21 protein-coding genes are annotated in these 23,489 nt (G+C 68.3%); 10 read left to right on the top strand and 11 right to left on the bottom strand.

Annotation, left to right across the window (positions count from 1 at the left end; genetic code table 11):
* Positions 1–200: 200 nt before the first annotated feature.
* The 3 genes from ACYVBN_RS08500 to ACYVBN_RS08510 form a co-directional block, all read right to left on the bottom strand.
* Positions 201–1,523 (bottom strand): SMODS domain-containing nucleotidyltransferase, encoded by a 1,323-nt coding sequence (locus ACYVBN_RS08500; protein ID WP_460600130.1) that lies wholly within the window; start codon positions 1,521–1,523, stop codon positions 201–203.
* Positions 1,520–2,701 carry an SAVED domain-containing protein gene (locus ACYVBN_RS08505; protein WP_460600131.1) on the bottom strand — a complete coding sequence of 394 codons (1,182 nt, stop codon included), beginning with the start codon at positions 2,699–2,701 and terminating at the stop codon, positions 1,520–1,522. Before ACYVBN_RS08505 ends, ACYVBN_RS08500 begins: the two co-directional genes overlap by 4 nt.
* A gap of 327 nt (positions 2,702–3,028) precedes the next feature.
* On the bottom strand, positions 3,029–4,072 hold the full coding sequence (locus tag ACYVBN_RS08510; protein WP_460600132.1) for a tyrosine-type recombinase/integrase: 1,044 nt from the start codon (positions 4,070–4,072) through the stop codon (positions 3,029–3,031).
* A 392-nt stretch (positions 4,073–4,464) separates the two neighbouring features.
* Between ACYVBN_RS08510 and ACYVBN_RS08515 the strand changes: the two genes are divergently transcribed.
* Together ACYVBN_RS08515 and ACYVBN_RS08520 are read left to right on the top strand one after the other, a co-directional pair.
* The gene (locus ACYVBN_RS08515) at positions 4,465–5,721 is read left to right on the top strand and encodes a sensor histidine kinase (protein ID WP_460600133.1); all 1,257 of its coding nucleotides are present in this window, start codon (positions 4,465–4,467) and stop codon (positions 5,719–5,721) included.
* A gap of 59 nt (positions 5,722–5,780) precedes the next feature.
* Positions 5,781–6,296: an OsmC family protein gene (locus ACYVBN_RS08520; RefSeq protein WP_460600134.1), complete on the top strand. Its 516-nt coding sequence runs from the start codon at positions 5,781–5,783 to the stop codon at positions 6,294–6,296.
* On the opposite strand, the gene ACYVBN_RS08525 is transcribed toward ACYVBN_RS08520, so the two are convergent.
* From ACYVBN_RS08525 to ACYVBN_RS08540, 4 genes are all read right to left on the bottom strand, one after another.
* A complete protein-coding gene (locus ACYVBN_RS08525) occupies positions 6,265–7,728 on the bottom strand; it encodes an MFS transporter (protein WP_440283219.1) in 1,464 nt (487 codons plus the stop codon). The genes ACYVBN_RS08520 and ACYVBN_RS08525 overlap by 32 nt on opposite strands.
* The gene (locus ACYVBN_RS08530; RefSeq protein ID WP_460600135.1) at positions 7,725–9,107 is read right to left on the bottom strand and encodes an NAD-dependent succinate-semialdehyde dehydrogenase; all 1,383 of its coding nucleotides are present in this window, start codon (positions 9,105–9,107) and stop codon (positions 7,725–7,727) included. Before ACYVBN_RS08530 ends, ACYVBN_RS08525 begins: the two co-directional genes overlap by 4 nt.
* 159 nt (positions 9,108–9,266) lie before the next feature.
* A complete protein-coding gene (locus tag ACYVBN_RS08535) occupies positions 9,267–9,653 on the bottom strand; it encodes a DUF3040 domain-containing protein (protein WP_460600136.1) in 387 nt (128 codons plus the stop codon).
* Positions 9,654–9,692: 39 nt separating this feature from the next.
* Entirely contained in the window at positions 9,693–10,385 is a 693-nt protein-coding gene (locus ACYVBN_RS08540) for a hypothetical protein (RefSeq protein ID WP_460600137.1), read from the bottom strand.
* Positions 10,386–10,516: 131 nt separating this feature from the next.
* On the opposite strand from ACYVBN_RS08540, the gene ACYVBN_RS08545 reads away from it, so the two are divergent.
* Positions 10,517–11,113: a hemerythrin domain-containing protein gene (locus tag ACYVBN_RS08545; RefSeq protein WP_440283215.1), complete on the top strand. Its 597-nt coding sequence runs from the start codon at positions 10,517–10,519 to the stop codon at positions 11,111–11,113.
* 82 nt (positions 11,114–11,195) lie between these two features.
* Here the strand turns inward: ACYVBN_RS08545 and ACYVBN_RS08550 are convergent, their stop codons facing one another.
* A complete protein-coding gene (locus ACYVBN_RS08550) occupies positions 11,196–12,473 on the bottom strand; it encodes a threonine/serine exporter family protein (protein ID WP_460600836.1) in 1,278 nt (425 codons plus the stop codon).
* Positions 12,474–12,549: 76 nt separating this feature from the next.
* Here ACYVBN_RS08550 and ACYVBN_RS08555 point away from each other — a divergent pair, with 76 nt between their 5' ends.
* From ACYVBN_RS08555 to ACYVBN_RS08565, 3 genes are read left to right on the top strand one after another with little or no spacing between them, the layout of a single operon-like run.
* Entirely contained in the window at positions 12,550–13,392 is an 843-nt protein-coding gene (locus tag ACYVBN_RS08555; protein ID WP_460600138.1) for a phospholipid scramblase-related protein, read from the top strand.
* 2 nt (positions 13,393–13,394) lie between these two features.
* Positions 13,395–14,114 (top strand): type 1 glutamine amidotransferase, encoded by a 720-nt coding sequence (locus ACYVBN_RS08560; RefSeq protein WP_460600139.1) that lies wholly within the window; start codon positions 13,395–13,397, stop codon positions 14,112–14,114.
* 48 nt (positions 14,115–14,162) lie between these two features.
* The gene (locus tag ACYVBN_RS08565; protein WP_460600140.1) at positions 14,163–15,617 is read left to right on the top strand and encodes a GntP family permease; all 1,455 of its coding nucleotides are present in this window, start codon (positions 14,163–14,165) and stop codon (positions 15,615–15,617) included.
* Between the two features lie 11 nt (positions 15,618–15,628).
* Here ACYVBN_RS08565 and ACYVBN_RS08570 read toward each other — a convergent pair whose 3' ends face one another.
* On the bottom strand, positions 15,629–16,324 hold the full coding sequence (locus ACYVBN_RS08570; RefSeq protein ID WP_440283211.1) for a response regulator: 696 nt from the start codon (positions 16,322–16,324) through the stop codon (positions 15,629–15,631).
* Entirely contained in the window at positions 16,321–17,925 is a 1,605-nt protein-coding gene (locus ACYVBN_RS08575; protein ID WP_460600141.1) for a sensor histidine kinase, read from the bottom strand. Before ACYVBN_RS08575 ends, ACYVBN_RS08570 begins: the two co-directional genes overlap by 4 nt.
* 166 nt (positions 17,926–18,091) lie before the next feature.
* On the opposite strand from ACYVBN_RS08575, the gene ACYVBN_RS08580 reads away from it, so the two are divergent.
* Genes ACYVBN_RS08580 through ACYVBN_RS08590 form a run of 3 tightly spaced genes read left to right on the top strand, consistent with a single transcriptional unit; the run spans position 18,092 to position 20,974 of the window.
* The gene (locus tag ACYVBN_RS08580; protein ID WP_440283209.1) at positions 18,092–18,940 is read left to right on the top strand and encodes an ABC transporter ATP-binding protein; all 849 of its coding nucleotides are present in this window, start codon (positions 18,092–18,094) and stop codon (positions 18,938–18,940) included.
* Positions 18,940–19,812, top strand: a complete 873-nt coding sequence (locus ACYVBN_RS08585) for an ABC transporter permease (RefSeq protein WP_440283208.1) — start codon at positions 18,940–18,942, stop codon at positions 19,810–19,812. The genes ACYVBN_RS08580 and ACYVBN_RS08585 overlap by 1 nt, the downstream gene beginning before the upstream one ends.
* A 49-nt stretch (positions 19,813–19,861) precedes the next feature.
* On the top strand, positions 19,862–20,974 hold the full coding sequence (locus ACYVBN_RS08590; RefSeq protein WP_460600142.1) for an ABC transporter substrate-binding protein: 1,113 nt from the start codon (positions 19,862–19,864) through the stop codon (positions 20,972–20,974).
* Between the two features lie 81 nt (positions 20,975–21,055).
* On the opposite strand, the gene ACYVBN_RS08595 is transcribed toward ACYVBN_RS08590, so the two are convergent.
* Positions 21,056–22,888 (bottom strand): chloride channel protein, encoded by a 1,833-nt coding sequence (locus ACYVBN_RS08595; protein ID WP_460600143.1) that lies wholly within the window; start codon positions 22,886–22,888, stop codon positions 21,056–21,058.
* 173 nt (positions 22,889–23,061) lie between these two features.
* On the opposite strand from ACYVBN_RS08595, the gene ACYVBN_RS08600 reads away from it, so the two are divergent.
* Entirely contained in the window at positions 23,062–23,481 is a 420-nt protein-coding gene (locus tag ACYVBN_RS08600; protein ID WP_460600144.1) for a MarR family winged helix-turn-helix transcriptional regulator, read from the top strand.
* Positions 23,482–23,489: the final 8 nt, after the last annotated feature.

Raw genomic sequence — 23,489 nt, forward strand, 5'->3', positions numbered from 1 at the left:
ATTCTTCTTCGGGAGTTTCATTTCCCAACAGTGGCAACTCGCTCGGGTGCGGGGCACCGCGGAAGCGGGTACGCGCCACCCGGATTCTAGCGAGCGTCGGAATATCTGCATCGATGCGTAGGACGACGGCATGGACGGGCGCCGCTCATGGGCGTACGGGCGGGCTGTGTTCGCCGAGGGCCGCTGGGCGGGACCGCAAGCTACTCGATGGGCACACCGTGCCGGTCCATGGCGCGCACCTGCCCGTCCTTAACGATGTACGCCTCGATGTAGTGACGACCTGGGTAGAGGGTGTTCTCCCGCTTGGTCCGACGTCCGTCGTCGGGCGTGATCTCGCCGCGTAGTCGATGCTCGGCCACGCCCACGTTCCGGACCTTCCAGTACACGTCGTACGGCTCCTGGACGTCGGTCGTGACCTTGAAGTCGAGCTGACAGTTGCGGGCCAACCAGCGAAGCTGGCGCAAGTCCTTCTTGCGCCACCCATCCATCAGCGCGGTCGCGGCGATGTGGGCGACGTGAGTCAGGTTGAAGGTGAACCCGAACTCCTCGATGTACTGCTCGTTCGGGGCCCGCTCCAGCCGTACCGCGGTCGGGGGCGCCGACTCGGACGCCGTCGCCGACAAAGCGACTGCAGGCGCCTTGAAGCCGTCGCCGAACACCTTCTGCCAGGCGGCAAGGCTGATCGCTTTGTCCGGTTCGTCGTATGCCTCGCTGACCCACGCGGCGTACTTCTTCACCATGTTCGTGAAGTTCTTGTACTGGTCCTCATTCCAGCGGTGGTTGAAGTAGGTGCCCGGGCACGACGGGTCTTCGAGCCACGGCATCAGCGGGTACATGTCGAGCCACTGGTCGAGGTCGTTAAGCATGTTCTTCAGCGCCGTCGGCACGTCCTTGTAGCGCTGGTCCGCGTCCCACGACGTGACGCGTTCGGCGACCAGCAGGGTCAAGATGACGGACGGGATGGTGAAGGTCTGCTTGAAGTCACGCAGGTACTTCAGGAGACGCAAAACCTTGCGGAGGTTCTTCAGCGCGAAGTCGTCGCGCTCCTTCATCCAGGTGGTGAATCCGTCGGGATTGGTCTCTTCGAATTTCTCCTCGGCCCAGTTCACGATGACTTGGCGCCCGTCGGAGAGCTTGATGTACGGGACAACGTCGACGTGGCAGTCGTTGGTATAGCCGATGCGGACGCATCGGTTTTTCTTGCGGACCAATGGCTTGTACGTCGTGGACCGCTTGAACGCGTTCCGGACGGCGGTGATGTAGTCGCGCTCGGACCAGTTGGCCTGCTCTTCGAGCTCGACGAGGATATCGGCGTCGAACTCATGGTTGTTCAACGGCTTGATGATCGTATTGTGCGCCCAGGAGCCCTGCGGGATGTGCCCGACGAGGATGTCGCCGACCTCGTCATCCTCCTCCAAGGCCGACACGATCCTGTTGACGCGGGTGCCCAGCTGGTCCAGGCGGCTACGGTTCAGGTTGACGGTGTCCTTGAGGAACGCCTCGTGGTAGGCGATGAGCTTCATGCCAGGTCCAGGGCGTGCTCGTAGGTACCGTCGTCGGTGCGCCAGTAGATGGCGAACGTCGGGTGGACGTGCGGGTCGCGTGCCTGACCGAGCGCGACAGCGGCCGCGAGTGGCAGCGCGCCAACTACGTGCAGGACAGGCATTTTCTTGTCGGAGACCTCCAGGTCGGACAGCAAGGACCGGACCGCGTGCCGAAACGCGGCGACTGCTTCCGGTGAGTTGATGACGTCCACCCCGGCCTGGGTGTCGCCGACGGGCGCGAGGACGTGACGGTTGAGGCCGCGCAGGTCTTGGGGCAGCTCATCGGGGTGCACGGTGCCGGACACGTTCAAGATCAGGACTGCGGGTGAGTTGGCGGCCGCGTCGTTTGCACGCTCGTACGTCACCTCGAACCGCGGCGTCGGCGCATCCGTGTTTGGCCACGCCCACGAGTCCGTCGAGCGGTGGCGCTGGTACAGCTCGACGCCGTACGTGTCGTCGAGGCGGCTGCCGAGGTACACCAGCAGCGGAAGCCGGGCGAACGCGAACACGCTGACGTGTTGCACGGTGCCGTCCGCGACGGCGTCCTTGAGCTTGTGTTCGATGACCTCGTTGATGGCAGCCATGCCGGTCTTCCAGTACTCCTTCGTGCCCTCGCCGGGCAGCCGTTGGAGGTCGATCTCGACGCCGTGGAGGTCGTGACTCAGCGGGAAGTCGGGGAACCGGTCGTCGGATTCGAGGATCGCCGACGACGCGGTCGGCCTGGCCAGCTCGACTGTGTTGCCACGAATCTGCCCCAGCATCCGCAGGACCGTAGTGCCGCGATTCCGGTCCAGGCCCGTCATCCGGTAGATCCACGCCTCGTGGTCCCGTTTGATGGCGCGGAGCTTCTCGACTGTCATCACGTCGAGGGTGCCCTTGCGGTCCAGCTCGGTGTGCTCGTCACGGCACACGAGCATCAGGTTGTCCGCCTTCTCACGTTCGCTCTTGGGGAGCGGGTCTATGCCGCGCGGCGAACCGGGCGTCTGCTTGGCGCCCACGATGTGCGCGAGCTCGCCGAGCCGCATCGGGCGACGCGTCACCGTCCCCTCGAGCAGGTACTTCCCGCACATGGCGCACCGGCCTCCGGACCGCAGGTACACCTTGAACCGCTCCGTGTCGCTGATGCGACCACGGCCACCGTCTCCTGCCATGCTCATCTCCTCACCTATCGTCCACCGGTGAGGTTCGAAACCCCCTGGGGTACCTATTCGCACTGACAATCACGCCATCTTGGTCGCCAAGCGTATCGACCAGGTCCGACAGGGCCCGGCCTACACCACCGCCTACCAAGGCCTGCCATACCAGCCATTTGGCTTCGTCGCCGGACACCCCATGCCGTCGCAGGCCTTGCATGGCTCGACGAGCAAGAGCCTCACTGTGGAGTGGAAGCCCTAGGGGATTGATGCACTGTCCTGCGTCATACCGCCGCGTGTGTGCCTGCGGCGCGGAGGACGCGAACCGGGTAGCGATGGTCGAGCGCCGAGTCAGAACCCTGCCAGTTCGGAGAGCTTTGCTGCGATTTCGGCGTCGCGACCGCGAGCGACGTGTTGGTAGCGCATTGCTGCTTCGGCGGTGAGGTGCCCGAGTCTGTCCATGGTCTCCTTCGGGGTCGCGCCGGCCAGGGCGGCGAGGACGGCGCCAGTGTGCCGAAGGTCGTGGATACGCATGTCCTCGCGACCGGCGGCTCGCCTGGCCTTGAGCCAGTGGCGCCGGACAGTGTTGGAGTGGATCTGCCGCGTGCTGTCGCCAACCGCCGGGAAGACCAGTGCATCGCTCCCCCTCGCGACGAAGCGCGTCAGGTGCGCACTCACCACATCGACGATGTGCGGAGGCATCGAGACTGAGCGCTGCTGGCCATTCTTGGGCGTGCCGACGACGGGTGTGTTGTGGTCCCAGGTGACGGCACGCCTCACGTGGATGAGCCCGGCCTTCACGTCGATGTCGCTTCGACGTAGCTCGGCAAGCTCTCCAAAGCGGAGCCCGCACCAGGCTGCGATGAGCACGAATGCCCAATAACGGTCAGGCATTTCGTTCATCAGCGTGACGATCTCCTGCGGAGACGCTGGATCGATCGGTCGCTGCCGCTTCGCGATGCCGGCGCTTCGGATCGTGCATGGGTTCTTGGTCAGGATGTCGTCTCGAACAGCCTCGTTGAGAATCGCGCGGAGCAGGGAGTACACGTGAGCGCGTTGAGTCGGTCGCGTCTGGTCGAGCCCCGTGTACCAAGTGCGCACGATGGGCGGCGTGATGTCCCGCAGCGACATCTCCGCGAACGCCGGCAGGATGAAGCGATCCAACTGCCGCCGGTAGAGCGCGCGGGTTCGCTGCTTGAGCTCGCGCTGCGCGAGCCACGCCTCGGCATACGGACCGAACGCCTCCGTCGCACGCCGTACCTTCGCCCGCCGAGACTTCGCCGGCGACCACTCATCGTTCTGGATGAGCCGGCGCTCGGCGGCGAGCCAGCCCTCGGCGTCGGACTTCGTCTGGAAGGTCGATGGCGCACGGTGGAAGCCCTGGTCGGGTCCCATGTAGTAGGCCTGGTAGCGGCCGTTGGCGCGCTTCCGGATCGTCCCGAAGTCCCGCTTTGCCCGCGTCATGACATGCCTTTCGCGGACACATGGGGACATAATCCGGGCATAATTTGAGGTTCGTTGTGTCCTCTTGTGCCCATTACTCTCACGCGCTAGAGTCTACATCGCTGCAGGTCAGGCGCTTGCGGTGCAGATCAGAGTGTTAGCCGAAAGTGGCGAGTGAACAGTTCAAATCCTGTCACCCCGACACATGAAGACCGCCGACATGATCGGCGGTCTTTTCTCATCGATCTCCGGTTGTTCGTCGGCCCGCCGGTCACCGTAAGGCGATGCGAAGCCAGCACACCACAGGTTGCACCCAGCCACCCTCACGTCGGCACAATGTGGGCATGTCTGCCGAGCACCTTGCGACCTCCCCTCCCGGTGACACCGCGGCGGGCACCCTGATCGATCGACGACGGGTGGCCGAGCTCGAGGCGTATGACGTCATCGGCCGCGAGGCTCCTGCAGAGCTGTTCGAGCTGGCGCATCTGGCCGCCGTGGTGTGCTCGGTGCCGAGTGCGGCCATCAACCTGATCGACGGTGCGCAACAACACAGCGTGGCGACCTACGGCATACCGGTCTCGGTGTGCACCCGCGACGACTCGATGTGCGCGATCGCGCTGCACGAGACCGACACCGTGGTGCTGCAGGACGCCCGGACGGATGAACGCTTCGCCGACAATCCCTTCGTCACGGGCGCTCTGGGCCAGGTGCGGTTCTACGCCGCCAGCCAGCTGCGCACTCCGAACGGCGTGACGATCGGGACGTTGTGCGTCTTCGACACCCGGGCGCACCCGCTCGAGCCGGCCCAGGGCGACGCACTCGACACGCTCGCCCGGCAGGTGATGGAGGTGCTGGAACTGCGACGCCGCACCGCCGAGCTGGAGGTCCTGCTCGCCGAGCTGGACGCGGCCCGGTCCGAGCTGCGGCGGTCCAACGAGCAACTCGGCGGCTTCGCGCACCAGGTCAGCCACGACCTGCGCAACCCGCTCACCGCGATCATCGGCTATCTCGAAGCGCTGGACGACGACCCGGCCATCGCCACTCAGCCCGCGCTCGCGGCGATGGTCGCGCGGGCCCGGCGTGCCAGCGGACGGATGAACGACCAGATGACCGAGCTGCTCGACTACGCGCAGGTCGGCGGCGTGCTCGGCAACACCACGGTGGACCTCCGGTCCGTCGTCGAGTCGGTCCGCGAAGACCTGGTCGAACTCATCCAGCGCCGCGAGGTGGACCTCACCGTGCAGCAGCTGCCGAGTGTGCAGGGCGACCGTGTGCAACTGCACTCGCTCGTCCTGAACCTGGTCACCAACGCCATCAAGTACACGCCACCGCACCGGACGTGCCCGGTCGCCATCAGCGGCACGCTGCGTGACGACGCCGTCCGGGTCGAGGTCGCGGACCGTGGGATCGGTGTCGCACCGGACCAACAGGAGCAGGTCTTCGAGCTCTACGCCCGCTCGCGGCAGCTCGACGTCGAGGGGCACGGCATCGGCCTGGCGACCTGTCGCCGCATCGTCGAGGCCCATGGCGGCACCATCGGACTCGAGCCACGTCCCGGCGGAGGCACCATCGCCTGGTTCGAGCTGCCGACCGGCGCCTGAGCCGGGACGGCAGCCACGGACACCGCACCCGGTGTGCCGCACCGGAGCAGAATGAGCGCATGGATGCGAACGAACTGCACGCGGCCCAAGCACCGCTGAAGGAGCGCTACCGGCAGTCCGCCGCGGACGCACTGACGCCGATCGCCGCGACAGGAGACGGCACTGGCCCGGCGCCGTCGTTCTCGGTGCGGCAGACCGGCTCCACCACCCAGGCGGGGCTGCACCGTGCCGCCGGCGGCGATGGTACCGACGCCTGCTCCGGCGACATGCTGCTGGAAGCAGTGCTGGCCTGCGCCGGCGTCACGTTGCGCGCTGTGGCGCTCGCCTCCGGTGTGGAGCTGCGCGCGGTGCACGGTCGCGCGGACGCCGCCTTCGACGCTCGCGGGACACTGGGCGTGGACCGGACGGTCCCGGTCGGCATACAGGGGCTGGCGCTGGAGTTCACCGCCGACACCGACGCGACCGACGCGCAACTCGAGCGCCTCGGCCAGCTGACCGAGCGCTACTGCGTCGTGGGTCGGTCGCTCGCCGACCCGCCGTCGATCACGGTGCGGCGGGACGCCTGCGCTCACTGACCAGCTCGACGATGCCGATGACCAGCGCGGCCGCCACGAAAGCGGCCACCACGAGCAATCCGTGCCGCAGCGCCTGCAGGAAGTCCGGCCTGCCATGGGCGGAGTTGAGCACGCCGAAGAAGACGCTGCCGGTGATGGCGATGCCGGCGGCCGAGCCGACCCGCTGACCCGTCTGCAGCACACCGCCAGCCGCACCCGCCTGCGCCACCGGCACCTCCGACACGGTCAAGGTGATGTTCGGTGAGATGACCATCCCGCCACCGATCCCGGCCACGAACAGCGGTGCCGCGGCGGCGAATCCGAACTTCGCACTGGTCACGAAGTGCGCCGCGGCGAAGACGCCCAGCACACCGACCAGCACCACGAACGTGCCGATCACCACCAGCAGCCTGCCCACCCGCGTCACCAGCCGGCCGCTCACCGCGGCAGAGAGCGCCGAGCCGATGGCGAACGGCAGGCCGGCCACTCCCGACAACAAGGCCGAGTAGCCCAGCCCCTCCTGCACCGCCAGCGAGAAGATGAAGAAGATCCCGGTGAAACCGGCGAAATAGACCATGCCCAGCAGGGACCCGTTGCGGTAACTGGCCAGGGCGAAGAGTCGCAGGTCGACCTCCGGCTCGCGGCCCCGTCGCAGGTAACGCAGCTCCCACCGGATGAACAGCGCCAGCAGCACCGCAGCGGCCGGGAACATCAGCAGCCGCCATACCGAATGCCATTGCTGTTGCTCGATGAACGGGAAGATCAGCAGCAGCACCGTCAGCCCGAGCAGCACGACGCCGACCGGGTCGAGGTCGTGCCGGTGCGGGCTCGTGGACGAGCGGGTCCGGGGCAGATAGCGCCGCGCCAAGAGCAGCGCGAACGCGCCGATCGGCAGGTTGACGAAGAACACGTAACGCCAGCCGTCGTGGGTGCCGAACGCTTGGATCAGCAGCCCGCCGGTGACCGGCCCGATCGCGGTCGAGATGCCGACGACCGCACCGAACAGCCCGAACGCCTGACCGCGTTCGGCACCGCGGAAGAGTTGCTGGATCAGCCCGTTGATCTGTGGGGTGACCAGACCGCCGGCGAAGCCCTGGATCAGCCGCGCGCCGATCAGCATCGGCGCGCTGACCGCGAATCCGCACAGGGCACTGGCCAGCACGAACAGCGTCACGCCGACCATGAACATCGACCGGCGGCCGCGCACGTCGCCGATCCGGCCCGCGGGCACCAGCAGCAAGCCGAAGGTGAGCGCGTAGCCGGAGACGATCCAGGACAGCGAGTTCTCCCCGGCCCCGAGGCCGGTGCGGATGCTCGGCAGCGCCACGTTGACGATGCTCACGTCGAGCAACGTCATGAACCCCGCGGCCAGGCAGACGGCCAGCGCCTTCCAGCGGTTCGGGTCCGGCTCGTCGGTATGCCGCTGTGGTTCCTCGGTGGCGGGTTCGCTCACTGCTTGTTCGCCGAGACCCGGATCAGCTTGCGGTTGGCGAACTCCTGCATGCCGTCCTCGGCGAGTTCCCGCCCGTAGCCGGAGTTCTTCACCCCGCCGAAGGGCAGCCCCGGCATGGTCGTCCCATGCTCGTTGACGTAGGCCATCCCGACGTCGAGTCGGGCCGCGATGTCGGCCGCCTTGTCGGGGTCGTCGCTCCACACCGACCCGGACAACCCGAAGGAGGAGCTGTTGGCGATCTGCAGCGCCTCGTCGACATCGGTCATCCGGTAGATCATCCCGACCGGTCCGAAGAGCTCCTCGTCCCAAGCTCGCATCTGCGGCGTGAGGTCGGTCAGCACCGTCGGCGCGTAGAACGCCCCGGGGCCGTCCAGCGGCCGGCCGCCGGCGCGCACGGTGGCACCCTTGTCGACGGCGTCCTGCACCTGCTCGTCCAGCAGGTCGCGTGCGTCCCTGGACGACATCGGGCCGACGCGGGTGGCCGCATCGGTGGGGTCACCGACCGTCGAGTTGCGGAACTCCGCGGCGAACGCGTCCACGAACTCGTCGTAGATCTCGTCGGCGACGAACATCCGCTTCGGTGAGTTGCACGCCTGACCGCAGTTGGAGAGCCGAGCGCGCGCAGCCACCTTCGCCATCGTGCCGACGTCCGAGGAGTCCAGGACGAGCATGGCGTCGGACCCGCCGAGCTCCAGCACCGACTTGGTGAGGTTCTTGCCCGCTTCCTGGGCGACTGCCGCGCCGGCGCGCTCACTGCCGGTGAGCGAGACGCCGCGGACCCGCGGATCGGCGATGACATCGGCGATGAGCTCGTTGGAGGCGTAGACGTTGACGTAGCCGCCGTCGAGCAGTCCCGCGTCGCGCAGCACGTCCTGCATCAACTGCGCCGAGGCGGCGCAGATCGGTGCGTGCTTCAGCAGCATCGTGTTGCCCAGCATCAGGTTCGGCGCAGCGAACCGGGCCACCTGGTAGTAGGGGTAGTTCCACGGCATGATGCCGACCAGCACCCCCACCGGCTCGCGCCGTACGACGCTGCGCAGCGCACCCTGCGGGTCCAGCTGCTGCTCCTCCAGCAACTGCGGGCCGTGTTCGGCATACCACCGGTAGATGGACGCGGACAGAGCCACCTCGCCCTGCCCCTGGCGCAGCGGCTTGCCCATCTCGACGGCGATCGCGCGCGCCAACTCCTCGGACCGTTCCTCGTAGAGATCGGCGGTGCGGCTCAGCACGGCCGCCCGGTCGGCCGGGCCCACCGCGCGCCACTGCTCGTATGCCGCCTGCGCCCTCGCCACGGCGTCCATCGCTCCCTGCCGGTCGAGCTCGTCGAAGGTCCTCTCGACCTCGCCCGTGGTGGGGTTCTCGGTGCGGTAGCTCTGCATGTCGTGCACTCCTTCGATCGACGGAAGTCACCGGCTCCCGATGCCTTGCGGCGGGCGGCCGGACCTCGGGCGCATCCGTAGCGGGCGCCGTTGATCACCGTCTCACGCCGCAGCCGATCGGCCGGAACCCGCCCGAGCCGGTGGCGATGGCGGGCGGTGTCACTCCGTGCGGCGCCACCGGCGGACCGGCCGGCGCACGGCCGCCGAGACCGCACCGCGGGCCGCCCGCCAGGCCGCACCGACGGCCTGTGCCCACCTGCTCAGCAAGCGGCTGGTCGCCCCGCGCAGATCGAGCGGTCCGGTCCGGCCGAAACACCAGCCGGCGAAGAACGCCGCCACGGCCGCTCCGACCACGAACACCACCCACGCCGAGTGGTCGGCGAAGGCGAACGCGCCGGCGACCACGACCAGGCACAGCCCGCCGAGCACGAGCCGACGGCGCACCGGCAGGCGTCCGCTCATCCGCGCGGCGAATCCGGGATCGCTGCCGGACAGCGATTCCTCGATCTGGTGGATCTCCCGCTCTTCGTGCGGTGTCAGGGCCATTGCGCGCACACTCCTCGGACGACAGTCGCGGATTACCCCTCACGGCCGTCGCCGAATCGCCCCGTCACCCGCCGATCCGGGGTGAGATTGCAGCCCTGTGACGGGTGTGGCTGCGGACACCACTGTGGTGGTCACCCGGGTCAGCGCCGGCCGCCGCGGCGTGGACCCGAAACCGAAACGCGGCGGCGGCTCGACCTGCGCGAGACCACCCAAGGTGCGCCCTTCCCAGGAGGCGATGAGCGCGGTCACCGCGTGGACGTCGTGGGCCCCGTAGAACTCGTGCCGTCCGCCGCCCGCGGTGCCGTGAGTCCGCACTCCGGGCAACAGAATCCGCGCGATCGGGTCGCACAGCCGGCTGAACCAGGTCTGCCCGGTGACGCCCTGCGGGAGCGCATGCAACGACCAGCCGATCGCCGTACGCCGGCCGATGCGCGCGTCGAGGGTCAGTGGTCCCGCCGAGGCGCTCAGCCGGCGCTGGGATCGGTCCACCACGACCGGCACCACGCGCACCTCGTCGAAGGCGTAGGTGGCAGCGACATACTCGGCGATCGGGTGCGTCGGCGCCAGCAACATCCGGTGGCCGTCCGCGCGCTCGATCATCACGTCGGCGAAGCGCCCGTATGGCGAACGGGCCCAGTTGCCCACGACGATCCGGGTGCCTTCCCGGGTGCCGACGCCGAGGATCTCCCCGACGAAGCGATCCGCGCGGGGTGCGCGACGCCTGCGCGTCATACCGACCGCCATACCAACCGCCCTCAGCCTCGGGTCATGCCTGCCGACCACCGTAATCCGCCGCGTGCGCCCCGCCGGCGGCCGGACGACCGACAGGTTCCACGGTCACGCGCGCGGGGTAACGTCGCGCCATGGACATTACCGAGATCATTCAGCAGCAGCACGACGAGCAGCGGCGTGGCTTCGCCATGTTGGAGGAGTGGCCGCGGGATGACACCGAGGGCCTGGCCGCGATGTGGCGCCGGCTCGCCATCCTGCTGGAGAACCACGCCGAGGCGGAGGAGCGCTACTTCTATCCCGAGCTGCTCAAGCTCGGCACCGGAGCGGCCGACGCGCCCGACGCCGAGGACGAGACCGACGACGCGATCCACGACCACAACAACATCCGCAAGGCCATCCGCAAGGCGGACCGTGCCAAGACCGGCACCGCCGAGTGGTGGACCGCGGTCACCGACTGCAACGTCTACAACAGCCGGCACATGGGCGAGGAGGAACGCCAGGACCTCGCGGACTTCCGCCAGCAGGCCAGCCTGCAGTTGCGTCACGACATCGCGATCAACTTCCTGCGGCTGGAGGCGATGAACGCCTCCTCCGGTCTGAAGCCGGTCGACAAGGACGCCGACGACTACGTGCAGGAGCACGAGAAGGACGGCACCCCGTCCGAGGACGAGAAGTCACCCGGCCCGACCCGTCACTCCGAGACGGCCAGCGACGCCGCCTCCGAGTGATCCCGGCGCACCGCATCGCACGCCAGCCCGGTCGATCCGTCGACCGGGCCGGCGTCGTTCGTCGTCGTGCGAGTTGCCGCGCTCACTCCCCCGTCGGCCAGTCGACCGCGGCCGCAGTGGCGGGCAGCGACCGCGCCGAGTGGTCCGCGGCGCGGGCGATGATCGAGCCGATGAGCGTGCCGACGGCGATGGCCAGGAACGCCGAGAGCGCCGTGAGCAGAGATCTGCTCGTCCCGCTGCCCACTTCGATCTGCGAGGCGTTGAGCAGTCCGAAGGACCCGGGCGCGACGATGAGGAAGGCCGGCACATAGGTCACCCGCCATACCGGCCCGCGGGGCAGCCAGGAGACGACGATCGCCGCGACCATCGCGGCGAGGGCACCGAGGAAGCCGCCCACCTCCGGGTTGTAGACGATCTCCAGCGGCACCTGCGTCCCGCCCGCGGCGGCCATCACGACCGCGATCGCCACCGCGTGCTCGAGCGGCATGAAGAAATGGATCAGCAGACCGACCATGCAGACGGCGATGCCGGCGACGGCGGCCCACCAGGCCGGGTGGGCGGCCGCACTGTTGGTCAGCGAGTTCGCCGGCGTCCGGGTCAGCGCCGCGGCCGCGACCACACCGGACATGAACAGTGCGATCTGCACCCCGCCGGAGACCAGGCGGGAAGTGCCCGCGGCCGCGGCACCGGAGGCGATCTCGGTCAGCCCGATGACGATCGCGCTGCCGGGCAGCAGCACCGCGATGGCCGCGACGATGAGCCGCAACGGGCCGTCCACCCACCCGGCGTGGAAGGCGCCCAGCACGATCAGCGAGGTGCCGAACGCGGACGCGACCGGCAACAGCCGCGCCAGCGAACGCCAGCGTCGCGTCAGCATCGTCAGCAGCGCCACCACCAGCGAACATCCTGTGACGACAAGCAGATTCAGCGCTGAGGGTTGGAGCAGCAGACACAGGCCGATGCCGATCGGTATGCCGCCCAGGTCGCCGGCCCAGCGCGGCCACCGCGGCGGATTCGCGCGGATCTCGTGCAGCCGCTGCAGCGCCGCGGGGACAGTCAGCTCTCGTGCGCGCAGTGCCGAGATGACGACCAGCACCTCCGAGGTCTGATCCAGCCGCACCGCGGCATCGACCGGCGCGAAGCTGACGCTGTCCATCGGCTCCAGCCCGACGAACAGCCCGGTCGGCAACGCCGCGACGGTGATGTCCGGGCAGCCGATCACCGGGCTGAGCGCGCGCAGTTCGTCCTCCACGTCGCTGGAGGCCGCCCCGCCGCCGAGCAACGCCGCGCCCACTTCGAGCAGCAGACGCTTGCGTTCGTCCTCGCGCGCCGCAGCGGATGGCGCCGGCCCACTCGTCATACTCACGGAACCAATTCCTCTCACCGCGCCTCGGACCGCGGCAACTATAAAGCGTCGCCGATGACAGGATGTGCCCATGACCTCCAACCCGCCCGCCGCCTGGCATCCGGACCCGGCCGGCACCCACCGCCTGCGCTGGTGGGACGGCCAGCAGTGGACCGAGCACTACCAGCCGATGCCGCCGCCGCAGCAGGTGCCGCAGCAAACCCAGCAGCAGGAGCAGCCGCAGTCGGCGCGCGGTCAGCACACCGGCTTCACCCAGGGGTATGGCGACCAGAGCTTCGGCGGTGCCGTCAACGGCCCGGTCGGCCACAGTGTCGCCGGCGACCGCAACGTCTTCACCGAGCACACCCTGGTGGTCAGCCAGAAGCGCAAGCTGATCGAGCTGACCAACGAATACCTGGTCTACGGACAGGACGGGACCGAGATCGGCGCCGTCGTCGAGGTCGGGCAGAGCAACGCCCGCAAGGCGCTGCGCTTCCTGACCAACGTCGATCAGTTCCTCACCCACCGGCTGGAGATCCGGGACACCAGCGGCCGGCCGTTGCTGCTGCTGACCCGCCCCGGCAAGGTCTTCAAGTCCACCATCGTCGTCGAGCACCCCGGTGGCGGCGAGATCGGCCGGCTGGTCCAGCAGAACGTCTTCGGCAAGATCCGCTTCGGCCTGCAGGTCGACGGCAAGGACGTCGGCACCCTCAACGCGGAGAACTGGCGCGCCTGGAACTTCGCGCTGCTGGACTCCACCGGCTTCGAGGTCGGGCGCATCACCAAGACGTGGGAGGGGCTGCTCACCACGATGTTCACCACCGCGGACAACTACGTCGTGCACATCCGCCCCGAGCTGACCGATCCGTTGCGGTCGCTGGCGATCGCCGCTGCGCTGACCGTGGACACCGCCCTCAAACAGGACGAGCGCTGAGCATGACGCCGACCGTCCTGGTCATCCAGCCCGGTGACGACGACCCGCTCGGCCGGTTCACCGGCTGGTTCGCCGAGCAGGGCATCGCCATACAGACCGTGCGGCCGTGTGCCGAGGAGCCCGTCCCGGCACAGATCGCCGCCGACGGCCTGATCGTGCTCGGCGGCGAGATGAGCTCCAACGACACCGCCACCTACCCCTGGCTGGAGGACATCCGCGGGTTGTTGCGGGATGCGGTCGGCCGCGACATACCCACCCTCGGGATCTGCCTCGGTGGTCAGCTGCTGGCCCAGGCACTCGGCGGCACGGTCGTGCGCGGCGCCCACGGCACCGAGTCGGGCCTGGTCACCGTGACCGTGACCGACGCGGCATCGGACGACGTGCTGTTCGACGGAGTCGGCCCGCACTTCCCGGTCGCCTCCATGCACGGCGACGCCGTCGACACGCTTCCCGCCGGCTCGACGTTGCTGGGCACCGGCGACGTCTATCCGCACCAGGTGTTCCGGGCGGCACCGCACGCCTGGGGTGTGCAGTTCCATCCCGAGATCGGTCCGGACACGTATGCCGCATGGGCGCACGCCTTCCACAGCGATGACACCGCGGAACGAGCCCGCGTCATGCAGGGCATCGACGACCTGACGGCCGCCGACGACGCGGTGCGGCACACGTCGGCGCTGCTCGCCGGGCGCTTCGCCGCGCTGGTCACGGCGGGCAGGCGCTGACCGCCGGTGACCCGCTGACAAGGCGACTGCGCCCACCGGACCACCGGCGTGCCCGCAGTGGCTAACGTCGTCAGCATGCTCATCGCCAAGGACGCGGCCCAGTTGTCGCACGCCGGCAACACCCAACTCGCCCTGGCGGCACTGGCCGGCATCGCCGCCGTCGTGCTGCTGATCGTCGTGGTGAAGCTGCACCCGTTCATCTCGCTGATCCTCGGATCCGCGGTGGTCGCCCTGGTGGCGTGGGTGCCGGCGGCCGAGGCCGTCACCAGCTTCACCAGCGGCGCGATCAACCCCAACGGCGGCTTCGGAGGGACCGCCGGATCGGTGGCGTTGCTGATCGCCCTCGGCGCCATGCTCGGCCAGATCCTTGTCGACTCCGGCGGAGCGGGCGTGGTGGTCGACACCATCAGCGACACCTTCAGTGGGTCCGCCCTGCCATGGGGTATGGCGCTGATGGCCGCGCTCATCGGTCTGCCCATGTTCTTCGAGATCGGCGTCGTGGTGCTGGTGCCGATCGTGCTGATGGTGGCCCGTCACACCGGTCAACGGCTGATGTTGGTCGGCATACCCGCGCTGGCCGGTCTGTCCATCCTGCACGGGCTCGTGCCGCCGCACCCCGGACCGGAGACGGCCATCGCGTCGCTGCACGCCGACACCGGCCGCACGCTGATCTTCGGCCTCATCGTCGCGGTGCCCACACTGGTGATCTGTGGTCCGTTGCTGGCCCGGGTGCTCGATCGGCTGGTGCCCATCGAGCACCCCGTGCTGCCGGGCGGCGCCCGGGGGTCGGGCGGCGCCGGCCAGGACATCGACGAGAAGTCGGGTCCGGCACGCAAACCCACCTTCGGCCGGTCGATCGCCATGCTCGTGCTGCCGGTCTGCCTGATGCTGCCGGCGGCGATCATCAACATCGCGGTGTCCGATGAGAACAACCGCGCCCGCCAGGTCCTCGACGTGATCGGCACTCCGTCGGTCGCGCTGGTGATCACGGTCGTGGCGGCATACTTCGTGCTCGGCCTGGGGTCGGGTATGTCGCGCAGCCAGGCAAGCGACTCCCTCGGCAACGGACTGCCCGGCATCGCGGGCATCATGCTGATCGTCGCGGCGGGCGGCGGCTTCAAGCAGGTGCTGGTCGACTCTGGTGTCGGCAACGTCATCGCCGACTGGGCCAACGGCAAGAACATCAGTGTGCTGCTGCTCGGCTGGCTGGTCGCGGTGGGCATCCGGCTGGCGACCGGGTCGGCCACGGTCGCGACGGTCACCGCGGCGGGCATCGTCAGCGGCCTGGCGGCCGACCTGTCACCCAATCACCTGGCGCTGCTGGTGCTCGCGATCGGCTGCGGCTCGTTGTTCTTCTCGCACGTCAACGATGCGGGCTTCTGGCTGGTCAAGGAATACTTCGGGATGACGGTCGGTCAGACGATCCGTTCGTGGTCGTTGATGGAGACCGCGATCTCGGTGGTGGGCTTCGTGTTCGTGATGATCCTGAGCACCTTCACCTGACCTGTGCCCGGTCAGTCCCGGGCGAGCCGGTAACGGTGCTCGGGCCGGCCGGCGGAGCCGTAGCGCAACTGCAGCTTGACGATCCCGTGCTGCTCCAAATAGCTCAGGTAGCGCTGGGCGGTGGCCCGGCTGACACCGATGCGCTGTGCGACCTCGGTCGCCGACAGGTCGGCACCGGCGTCGCGGACCGCCCGGAGTACCGACTCGAGGGTGGCCGCCGAATGCCCCTTGGGCGGCAGCGCCGCAGCCGTCGCGGTGGGACGCAGCATCCCGAAGAGTTCGTCGACATCGGACTGCCGGGCGTGGCCGGGCAGTTCGGCCAGGTGCAGCCGCATGCGCTGGTATGCCGTCAGGCGCTCGGTCAACGCACTGAAGCCGAAGGGCTTCACGAGATAGTGCACCGCACCCAGTTGCATGGCATCACGGATCGAGGAGGTGTCACGCGCCGCCGAAATCACCATGACATCAGGTGGTTCCGGCTCGTGACGAAGCGACCTGATCACCTCGAGGCCATTGCCGTCGGGCAGGTAGATGTCCATCAGCACCAGGTCCGGACGTGTCCGACGAGCGGTCGTCAGCGCCTCCTGGGCACCGTGTGCCGTGCCGAGCACCTGGAAGCCGGGGACGCGACTGACCATCGCGGCATGGATGCCCGCGACCCGGAAGTCGTCGTCGACCACCAGCACCCGCAATGCGCCGCCGGTCATCGCGGCACCGCCTCGCGCGCCGGATCCTGCCGCGGCAGCCGCACCCGGAATCGTGCACCGGGACCTTCGGAGACCTCGATGGTTCCGCCCACGCGCGTCACCATGCGCTGGATCAGCGCCAAGCCGAGCCCGCGCCGACGCGACGAGAGGTTGGCCTTGGTGCTGTAGCCGTCCCGGAAGATGTCCTCGCCGGCGCCGGGCGGCAGGCCAGGGCCGTTGTCGGTCACGGTGACCGTCACCAGCCCCGGTTCCTCCACGATCCGGACGACCACCCGCCGCGGTGCGGGAACGGTGGCCAGTGCTTCGAAGGCGTTGTCGATGAGGTTGCCCAGGATTGTCGTCAGTGCCTGCACCTTCTCCGGCGAATCGCCGAGGCAGGTGTCCGGATCGAGGACGAACTCGATGCCGTGCTCGCTCGCCTCGGCCGCCTTGCCCAGCAGCAGTCCGACGATCTGATGTGCGCCGATGTGACTGCGCAGCGTGTTGTCCAACTCCGCCGAGGTGCCTTGCACCTCGAGCACGAATTGCAATGCCTCTTGTGGCAATCCGAGTTCCAGCATCCCGGCGACCGCATGCATCCGGTTGGCGAACTCGTGCTGTTGCGCGCGCAGCGAGTCGGTCAGGCCACGCTCGCCGTCCAGCTCCTGCAACAGCCCGGTGACCTCGGTGCGGTCACGTAGCGTGACGACCGCTCCATGCGACGTGCCGCCGATGCTGACCGGCATGCGGTTGATGACCAGGCAGTGATCGTCGGTGAACACGATGTCGTCCGGTCTGGTCGAGCCTCCCGACAACACCTCGCGCAGCCGGCCCTCCGGCATCCGCTCCTCCAGCCGGCTGCCGATCGCGCCGGTCGACAGGTGCAGCAGCCGCTGCGCCTCGTCGTTGACGACGGTCACCCGCCCCTCGGCGTCGAACGCGATCACTCCTTCCCGTATGCCGTGCAGGGTGGCCTCGCGCTCCTGCAGCAACTGTGCGATCTCGTCCAACTCGAGCCCGAACGTCCGGCGCTTGAGGCGCCGCGCCAGCTGCCACGACGCGAACGCCCCGACGAGCAGGGCGATCACGAACCAGACGGCATACGAAGGGAGTTCGTGCCACAGCGCACTGGACACCGAACTCTCCCGGATGCCGGCGGAGACCTCACCGACCATCCGCCCGTCCGGGCCGTACAGCGGCACGCGCCCGTTCGCGGACCGCCCGGTGCTCCCGTTGTCGACGCCGGTGTGCACCTTGCCGTCGACCGTCACGATCTGCTCCGACACCCTCTCGCCGATCAGGGCCGGGTCGGGGTGGGAGTGCCGCACACGGTCCATGTCGATGATGACGACGTATGACGCCTTCGCCTGATGCGCGATTCCGGCCGCGATGGCCTGCACCGCCGCCGCGCAGCCCGGGGCGGGTTTCGCCATACAGCTGCGGACCTGCGGGACGCCCGCGGCCGCCTGCGCGATCGACGCCGCCCGCGTCTCGAACTGGGTGTCCAGATGGCCGCGTTCGGCCCTGGCGAACAGCAGGAACCCGATGACGACGGTGATCGTCAGGATGACCAACTGCGCCACGAAGATCTGGCTGGACAGCCGACGCATTCGGTATCGCATGTGCGCTCATTGTGAGGGCGGCACCTGCCCCAGGCAAGGCGTCGTGGGCTGCGCAGAATGCGCTAAACGCCGATCAATGAGAGCAACGGCGAGCTTCTTGCGCAACCGCGACGTGACCTCGGTCACTTCCTACTGTCGGTCTCCAGTGCGAACGGAAGGAGCACCCATGGCCGACAACCCACCGCTGGACACCTCACCACCCGACGCGGCGGACGCCGCCCGGATCGAGATCACCGGACTCACCAAGCGCTACATCACCCCGACCGGGGAGCCATTCACCGCCATCCGCGACGTGACGTTCACCGTGGAGCCGGGCCAATTCTGCGCGATCGTCGGACCGACGGGCTGCGGCAAGTCGACCACGCTCGGCCAGGTGTCCGGCCTGGAGAATCCCAGCGGCGGCACGGTGAAGGTCGGCGGCAAGGCGGTGCACGGCATCACCGAGGGCGTCAGCTTCATGTTCCAGTCGGACGCGCTCTTCCCGTGGAAGACCGTCCTCGCCAACGTGATGATCGGTCCCACGCTGGCCGGCAGGACCAAGAAGGAGGCGACCGCGATGGCGCGGGACTGGCTGCGCCGCGTCGGTCTCGCCGGTTTCGAGGACCGCTACCCGCACCAACTGTCCGGCGGTATGCGCAAGCGCGTGGCCATGGCCGCCGCGCTCATCAACGAACCGCGGATCCTGTTGATGGACGAGCCGTTCGGAGCGCTCGACGTGCAGACGAAGGCCATCATGCAGACCGAGCTGCTCGGGTTGTGGGAGCAGTCCCGACCGTCGGTCCTGTTCATCACCCACGACCTCGACGAGGCGGTCGCCCTGGCCGACCGGGTGCTCATCATGACCAGCAGTCCTGGATCGATCAAGCACAGCTTCGAGATCGACCTGCCCCGCCCGCGTGGCGAGGTGCAGGAGATCCGGCACGAAGCACGATTCCTGGAGCTGCAGAACCAGATCTGGGCATCCCTGAAGGACGAGGTCGAGCGTGCCTACGCTCGGACGGCAGGTGCGGCGTGATGGTTGCCACCCGACCGCTCGAGTCGACGTCGGAACTCACCGAAGCAGACATCCAGCAGTCGGCACGGCACGCTCGCCGGAGGCGAGCGCTGCGGGTCTGGGCCGGCCGGATCATTCTGCCGGTGCTGGTGATCGGCGGATGGCAGGTGTGCACCACCACCGGGGTCGTCGACAAGTTCTTCTACGGCCAGCCGTCGATGATCTGGCAGTCCCTGGTGGACCTGTTCACCAAGGGCACCGCCTTCGGCTCCATCTGGTTCAACCTGTGGATCACGATCAAGGAGGCGATCTTCGGTTTCGCGCTCGGCACGGTCAGCGGGATCGTCCTCGGTCTGCTGCTCGGCCAGAACCGCACCCTCTCCGACATCTGCAGTCCCTACATCAAGGCCGTCAACTCGGTGCCGCGGATCATCCTCGGATCGATCTTCGTGGTGGCGTTCGGTCTCGGCATCCTGCCGAAGGTGTTGCTGGCCGCAGTGCTGGTCTTCTTCATCGTGTTCTTCAACGCCTTCCAGGGCGTGCGCGAAGTCGACCCGAACCTCATCGCCAACGTCCGCGTGCTCGGTGCGTCCCCGCTGCAGGTGGCCCGACACGTCACCATCCCGTCCGCCCTCACCTGGATCATCGCCAGTCTGCACACCGCCTTCGGGTTCGCGATCATCGGTGCGCTGGTCGGCGAAGTCCTCGGAGCCCAGGCCGGCATCGGCCTGATCATCGTGCAGGCACAGGGGCACTTCGACCCGAACACCGTCTTCGCCTGCATGCTGCTGATGGCTGCCGTCACCCTCATCGCGGAGTCCCTCATCGCGCTGCTGGAGAAGCGGGTCCTGTCCTGGCGCCCGCCGAGCAAGACCGAATCCCAGGCGATCTGAACCCCGCCCACCTCGGCCACACCCGTTGGACCTCGAAAGGAAATGTCCCATGCTCAAGCAAGCTCTGACCATGACCGCCATCGGCGCCTTCGCCCTCGCCACCGCCGCGTGCGGTAGCGGAAGCGGCGGCAGCAGTGGCTCGACCGCCGCCGGCGGAGGCGGCAACGCCGCAGCCGGCGGCTCGATGCCGACCGTCAAACTGATGGTCGGTGGCATCGACAAACAGATCTACCTGCCCTATCAGCTCGCCCAGGACCTCGGCTTCTACAAGAAGTTCGGCGTCAAGGTCGAGCTGTCCACCGAGCAGAACGGCGGGGTCGGCGCCGAGGAGGCGATGGCATCCGGCCAGGTCGACATGGCCGGCGCCTGGTACATCCACACCATCGATTTCCAGTCCAAGGGCAAGGACGTCATCGGCGTGGTGCAGCTGTCCGGCGCACCCGGTGAGCGAGAGATGTGCGGCACCAACAGCGGGGTCCACTCCGCGGCCGACTTCAAGGGCAAGACGCTCGGCGTGACCGACCTCGGTTCGGGGACCGACGAATTGACGCAGTTCCTCGCCTCACAGCACGGGATCTCCCGCAAGCAGTACAAGACGCTGGCGGTCGGGGCCGGCAGCACCGCGATCGCGGCGATCCAGCGCAACACCGCGCAGTGCGTGATGACGACGCAGCCCACCGTCGGCGCTCTGGAGTCCAAACACCTCGCCTACTCGGCGCTCGATCTGGCGACGACGCAGGGCGCCACCAAGGTGCTCGGCGGTGCGTGGCCGGCCGCGTCGGTCCTCGCCCGCGCCGACTGGGTCAACTCGCACAAGGACGCGGTGCAGAAGGTGGTCGACGCACTGGTGGCGACGATGCACTGGATCAACACCCATTCGGCGGCGGACATCGCGAACAAGATGCCGCCGCAGTACGTGTCGAACAGCACCATCTCCAAGGCCCAGTATGTCGCCGGGCTCACCACCGACAAGGGACAGTTCCTGCCGGACGGGATCATGCCCGCGGGAGGTCCGAAGACCATCTACGCCATGGAGAAGGTGCTGGGCGTCGACGTCGGGAAGGTGAAGCTGGCCGACACGTTCACCAACGAATTCGCCATGAAGGCCAACAAGCTCGAAGGTTTCAAGACGACGACCGCGCCGGCGGGCGCCGCGGGCTGAGTCCGTCCGCCGCGAGCGGCATACCCGTCACGGCTCTGCCGAAGGTGCGCCATATCGCACCTTCGGCAGTGCCGTAGACGGTCAGGACCGGCCGAACCAGCCGGGGCGGGCGACACGCAGGCGCAGCACCCGCTCGGACTCGCGTGCCTCGCGCACGTCACGCACGCGGCCCTCGAGCAGCATCGTCAGCGACACCAGACCGACCAGGCGCGTGGAGTCCTCACGGTCGACGACCGGCATCTTGTCGACCGCGTTGGCAGCCATGGCATTCGCCGTCTCGCGCAGTGTCTGGTCGGCGTGCGTCACGATCGGTGCGGTGATGCACAGCTCCCGCAGCGAGGTGCCGCCGCCCTGCTCGTGCACTGCCGTCTCCAACTGCGTCCGGGTGACGACCCCGACGAGCGTGTCCTCGCCCTCGATGACCGGGTAGAGCATCTGTCGGCGCGTCTCGACCTTGTCCGGCTCGGTGCCGGAGATGACCTCCAGCGCCTCCGCGGCCGTCAGGTCGCTCTCGTAGCTGAGCACATCACGGGACATCACCTCACCGACGAAGTAGATCTCCAGCGGGTCGACGTCATACTCGCGCGTCAGGTGATAGCCGCGCCGGGCGATCTTCTCGGTCAGCACCGACCGCTTCAGCAGCAGCGTGGACAGCGCGAAAGCCGTTGAGGCACCGATGATCAGCGGCAGTATGGCGTCGAAGCGACCGGTCAGCTCCATCGCGAAGATCACGCCGGTGAACGGAGAGCGCATCACGCCGCCCAGGACGCCCGCCAGAGCGACCAGCGCCCAGAAGCCGGGCCCGACGTGCGGGAAGATGTTGGACTCCAGCGCGCCGAGGGCACCGCCGATCATGAACATCGGCGCGAGGACACCACCGGACGTGCCCGATCCCAGCGACAGCGACCAGATGAGCGTCTTGACGATCAGGATGCCGATCACCAGGTCCATGCCGATGCTGCCGTCCAGCTCGGCCTCGATGATGTTGTAACCGACACCGAGCGACTCCGGCACGATCAGGCCGCCGATGCCGATGATGACGCCGCCGATGGCCGGCCACCACATCCAGTGCACCGGCAGCCGGCGGAAGCCGTCCTCGGCCGCGTAGACCAGGACGGTCGCCACGATCGCCAGCAGCCCGGCCACGATGCCGGTGACCACGCAGAGCAGTTCGGCCGTCGGCGTGATGTGCAACGCGCCCTTCACCGGGAAGAGCACGCCGTCGCCCAGCAGCGGGTGTCGTATGACGGTCGCGACGCACACCGCGGCCGCGACCGGCACGTAGCTGCGCGGACGCCATTCGAAGAGCAGCAACTCGACGGCGAGCATGATCGCCGCGAACGGGGTGTTGAAGGTGGCGGCCATACCGGCCGCGGCACCCGCGACCAACAAGGTCTTGCGCTCGTCGGCCGTCAGCCGCAGGAACTGGGCGAACAGTGATCCGACGGCCCCACCGGTCATGATGATCGGGCCCTCGGCACCGAACGGACCGCCGGTGCCGATCGCGATGGCCGAGGACACCGGCTTGAGGATGGCCACGCGCGGCTGCACCTTGCTGCCGCCCAGCAGGATCGCCTCGATCGCCTCCGGCATGCCGTGGCCGCGAATCTTCTCGGATCCGTAGCGGGCCATGAATCCGATGACCAGGCCACCGACGATCGGCGCGAGCAGGACGATCCACCACTGGTCGTGGCCGCCGCCGGGAGCAACGAGTTTGGTGTCGAACCGCTGGTAGAACACCGCGTTGGTGATGATGCCGATGAGCCGCAGCAGCGCCCAGGCGACCACGGCCGCGACCGCCCCGACCGGGACGGCGAGCGCGGCGATGATCAGCAGCCGCGGCGTCGCGCGGAAGTCACCGAGGTGGTGAACGTCGCGGGGCACGTCGTTCGGCGCGATGGGTTGGGTGCTCATGACGACGCCCTCGTTCCTCGGGTGCGGTCCTTCGCCCTGTGCCCTTCACGGCGCTGACTTCGTTCGCTCAACTCGGGAGCCACTTTCTCGATCGTGTTTATATCGTGACACGATTATGTCGTGCAACGACATAATATGGGGTCGGTCAAATCCGCCCGAAGGAGTCTCAGCCTGTGACCTCCCGTCCGCGCGTCACCGACGCCGACTACACCCGCCTGCTGCGATTGCGCACCCGGCTGCGCAAGTTCGAGCACTGGAGCGCCGAGCAGGCGGCAGCGATGGGACTGACCGCCAGCCAGCACCAGTTGTTGCTCGCGATCCGTGGACACAAGGACGACGACGGTCCGACGATCGGCGACGTCGCCGACTACCTGCTGGTGCGGCACAACACCGCCGTCGAGCTGGTCAACCGCACCCAGGAGCTCGGCCTGATCGACCGTCACCGCGACGGCAGCGACCACCGGGTGGTGCGACTGGCACTGACCGAGGAAGGTCGCAAGCGGCTCAACGCACTGTCCGCCGACCACATCGAGGAACTGGCCCGGCTGGCCGAGGTGGTGGACGAGCTCTTCGACACCCTGCATCGCCCCTGACGGCCGGT

Source organism: Flexivirga lutea (assembly GCF_054778955.1).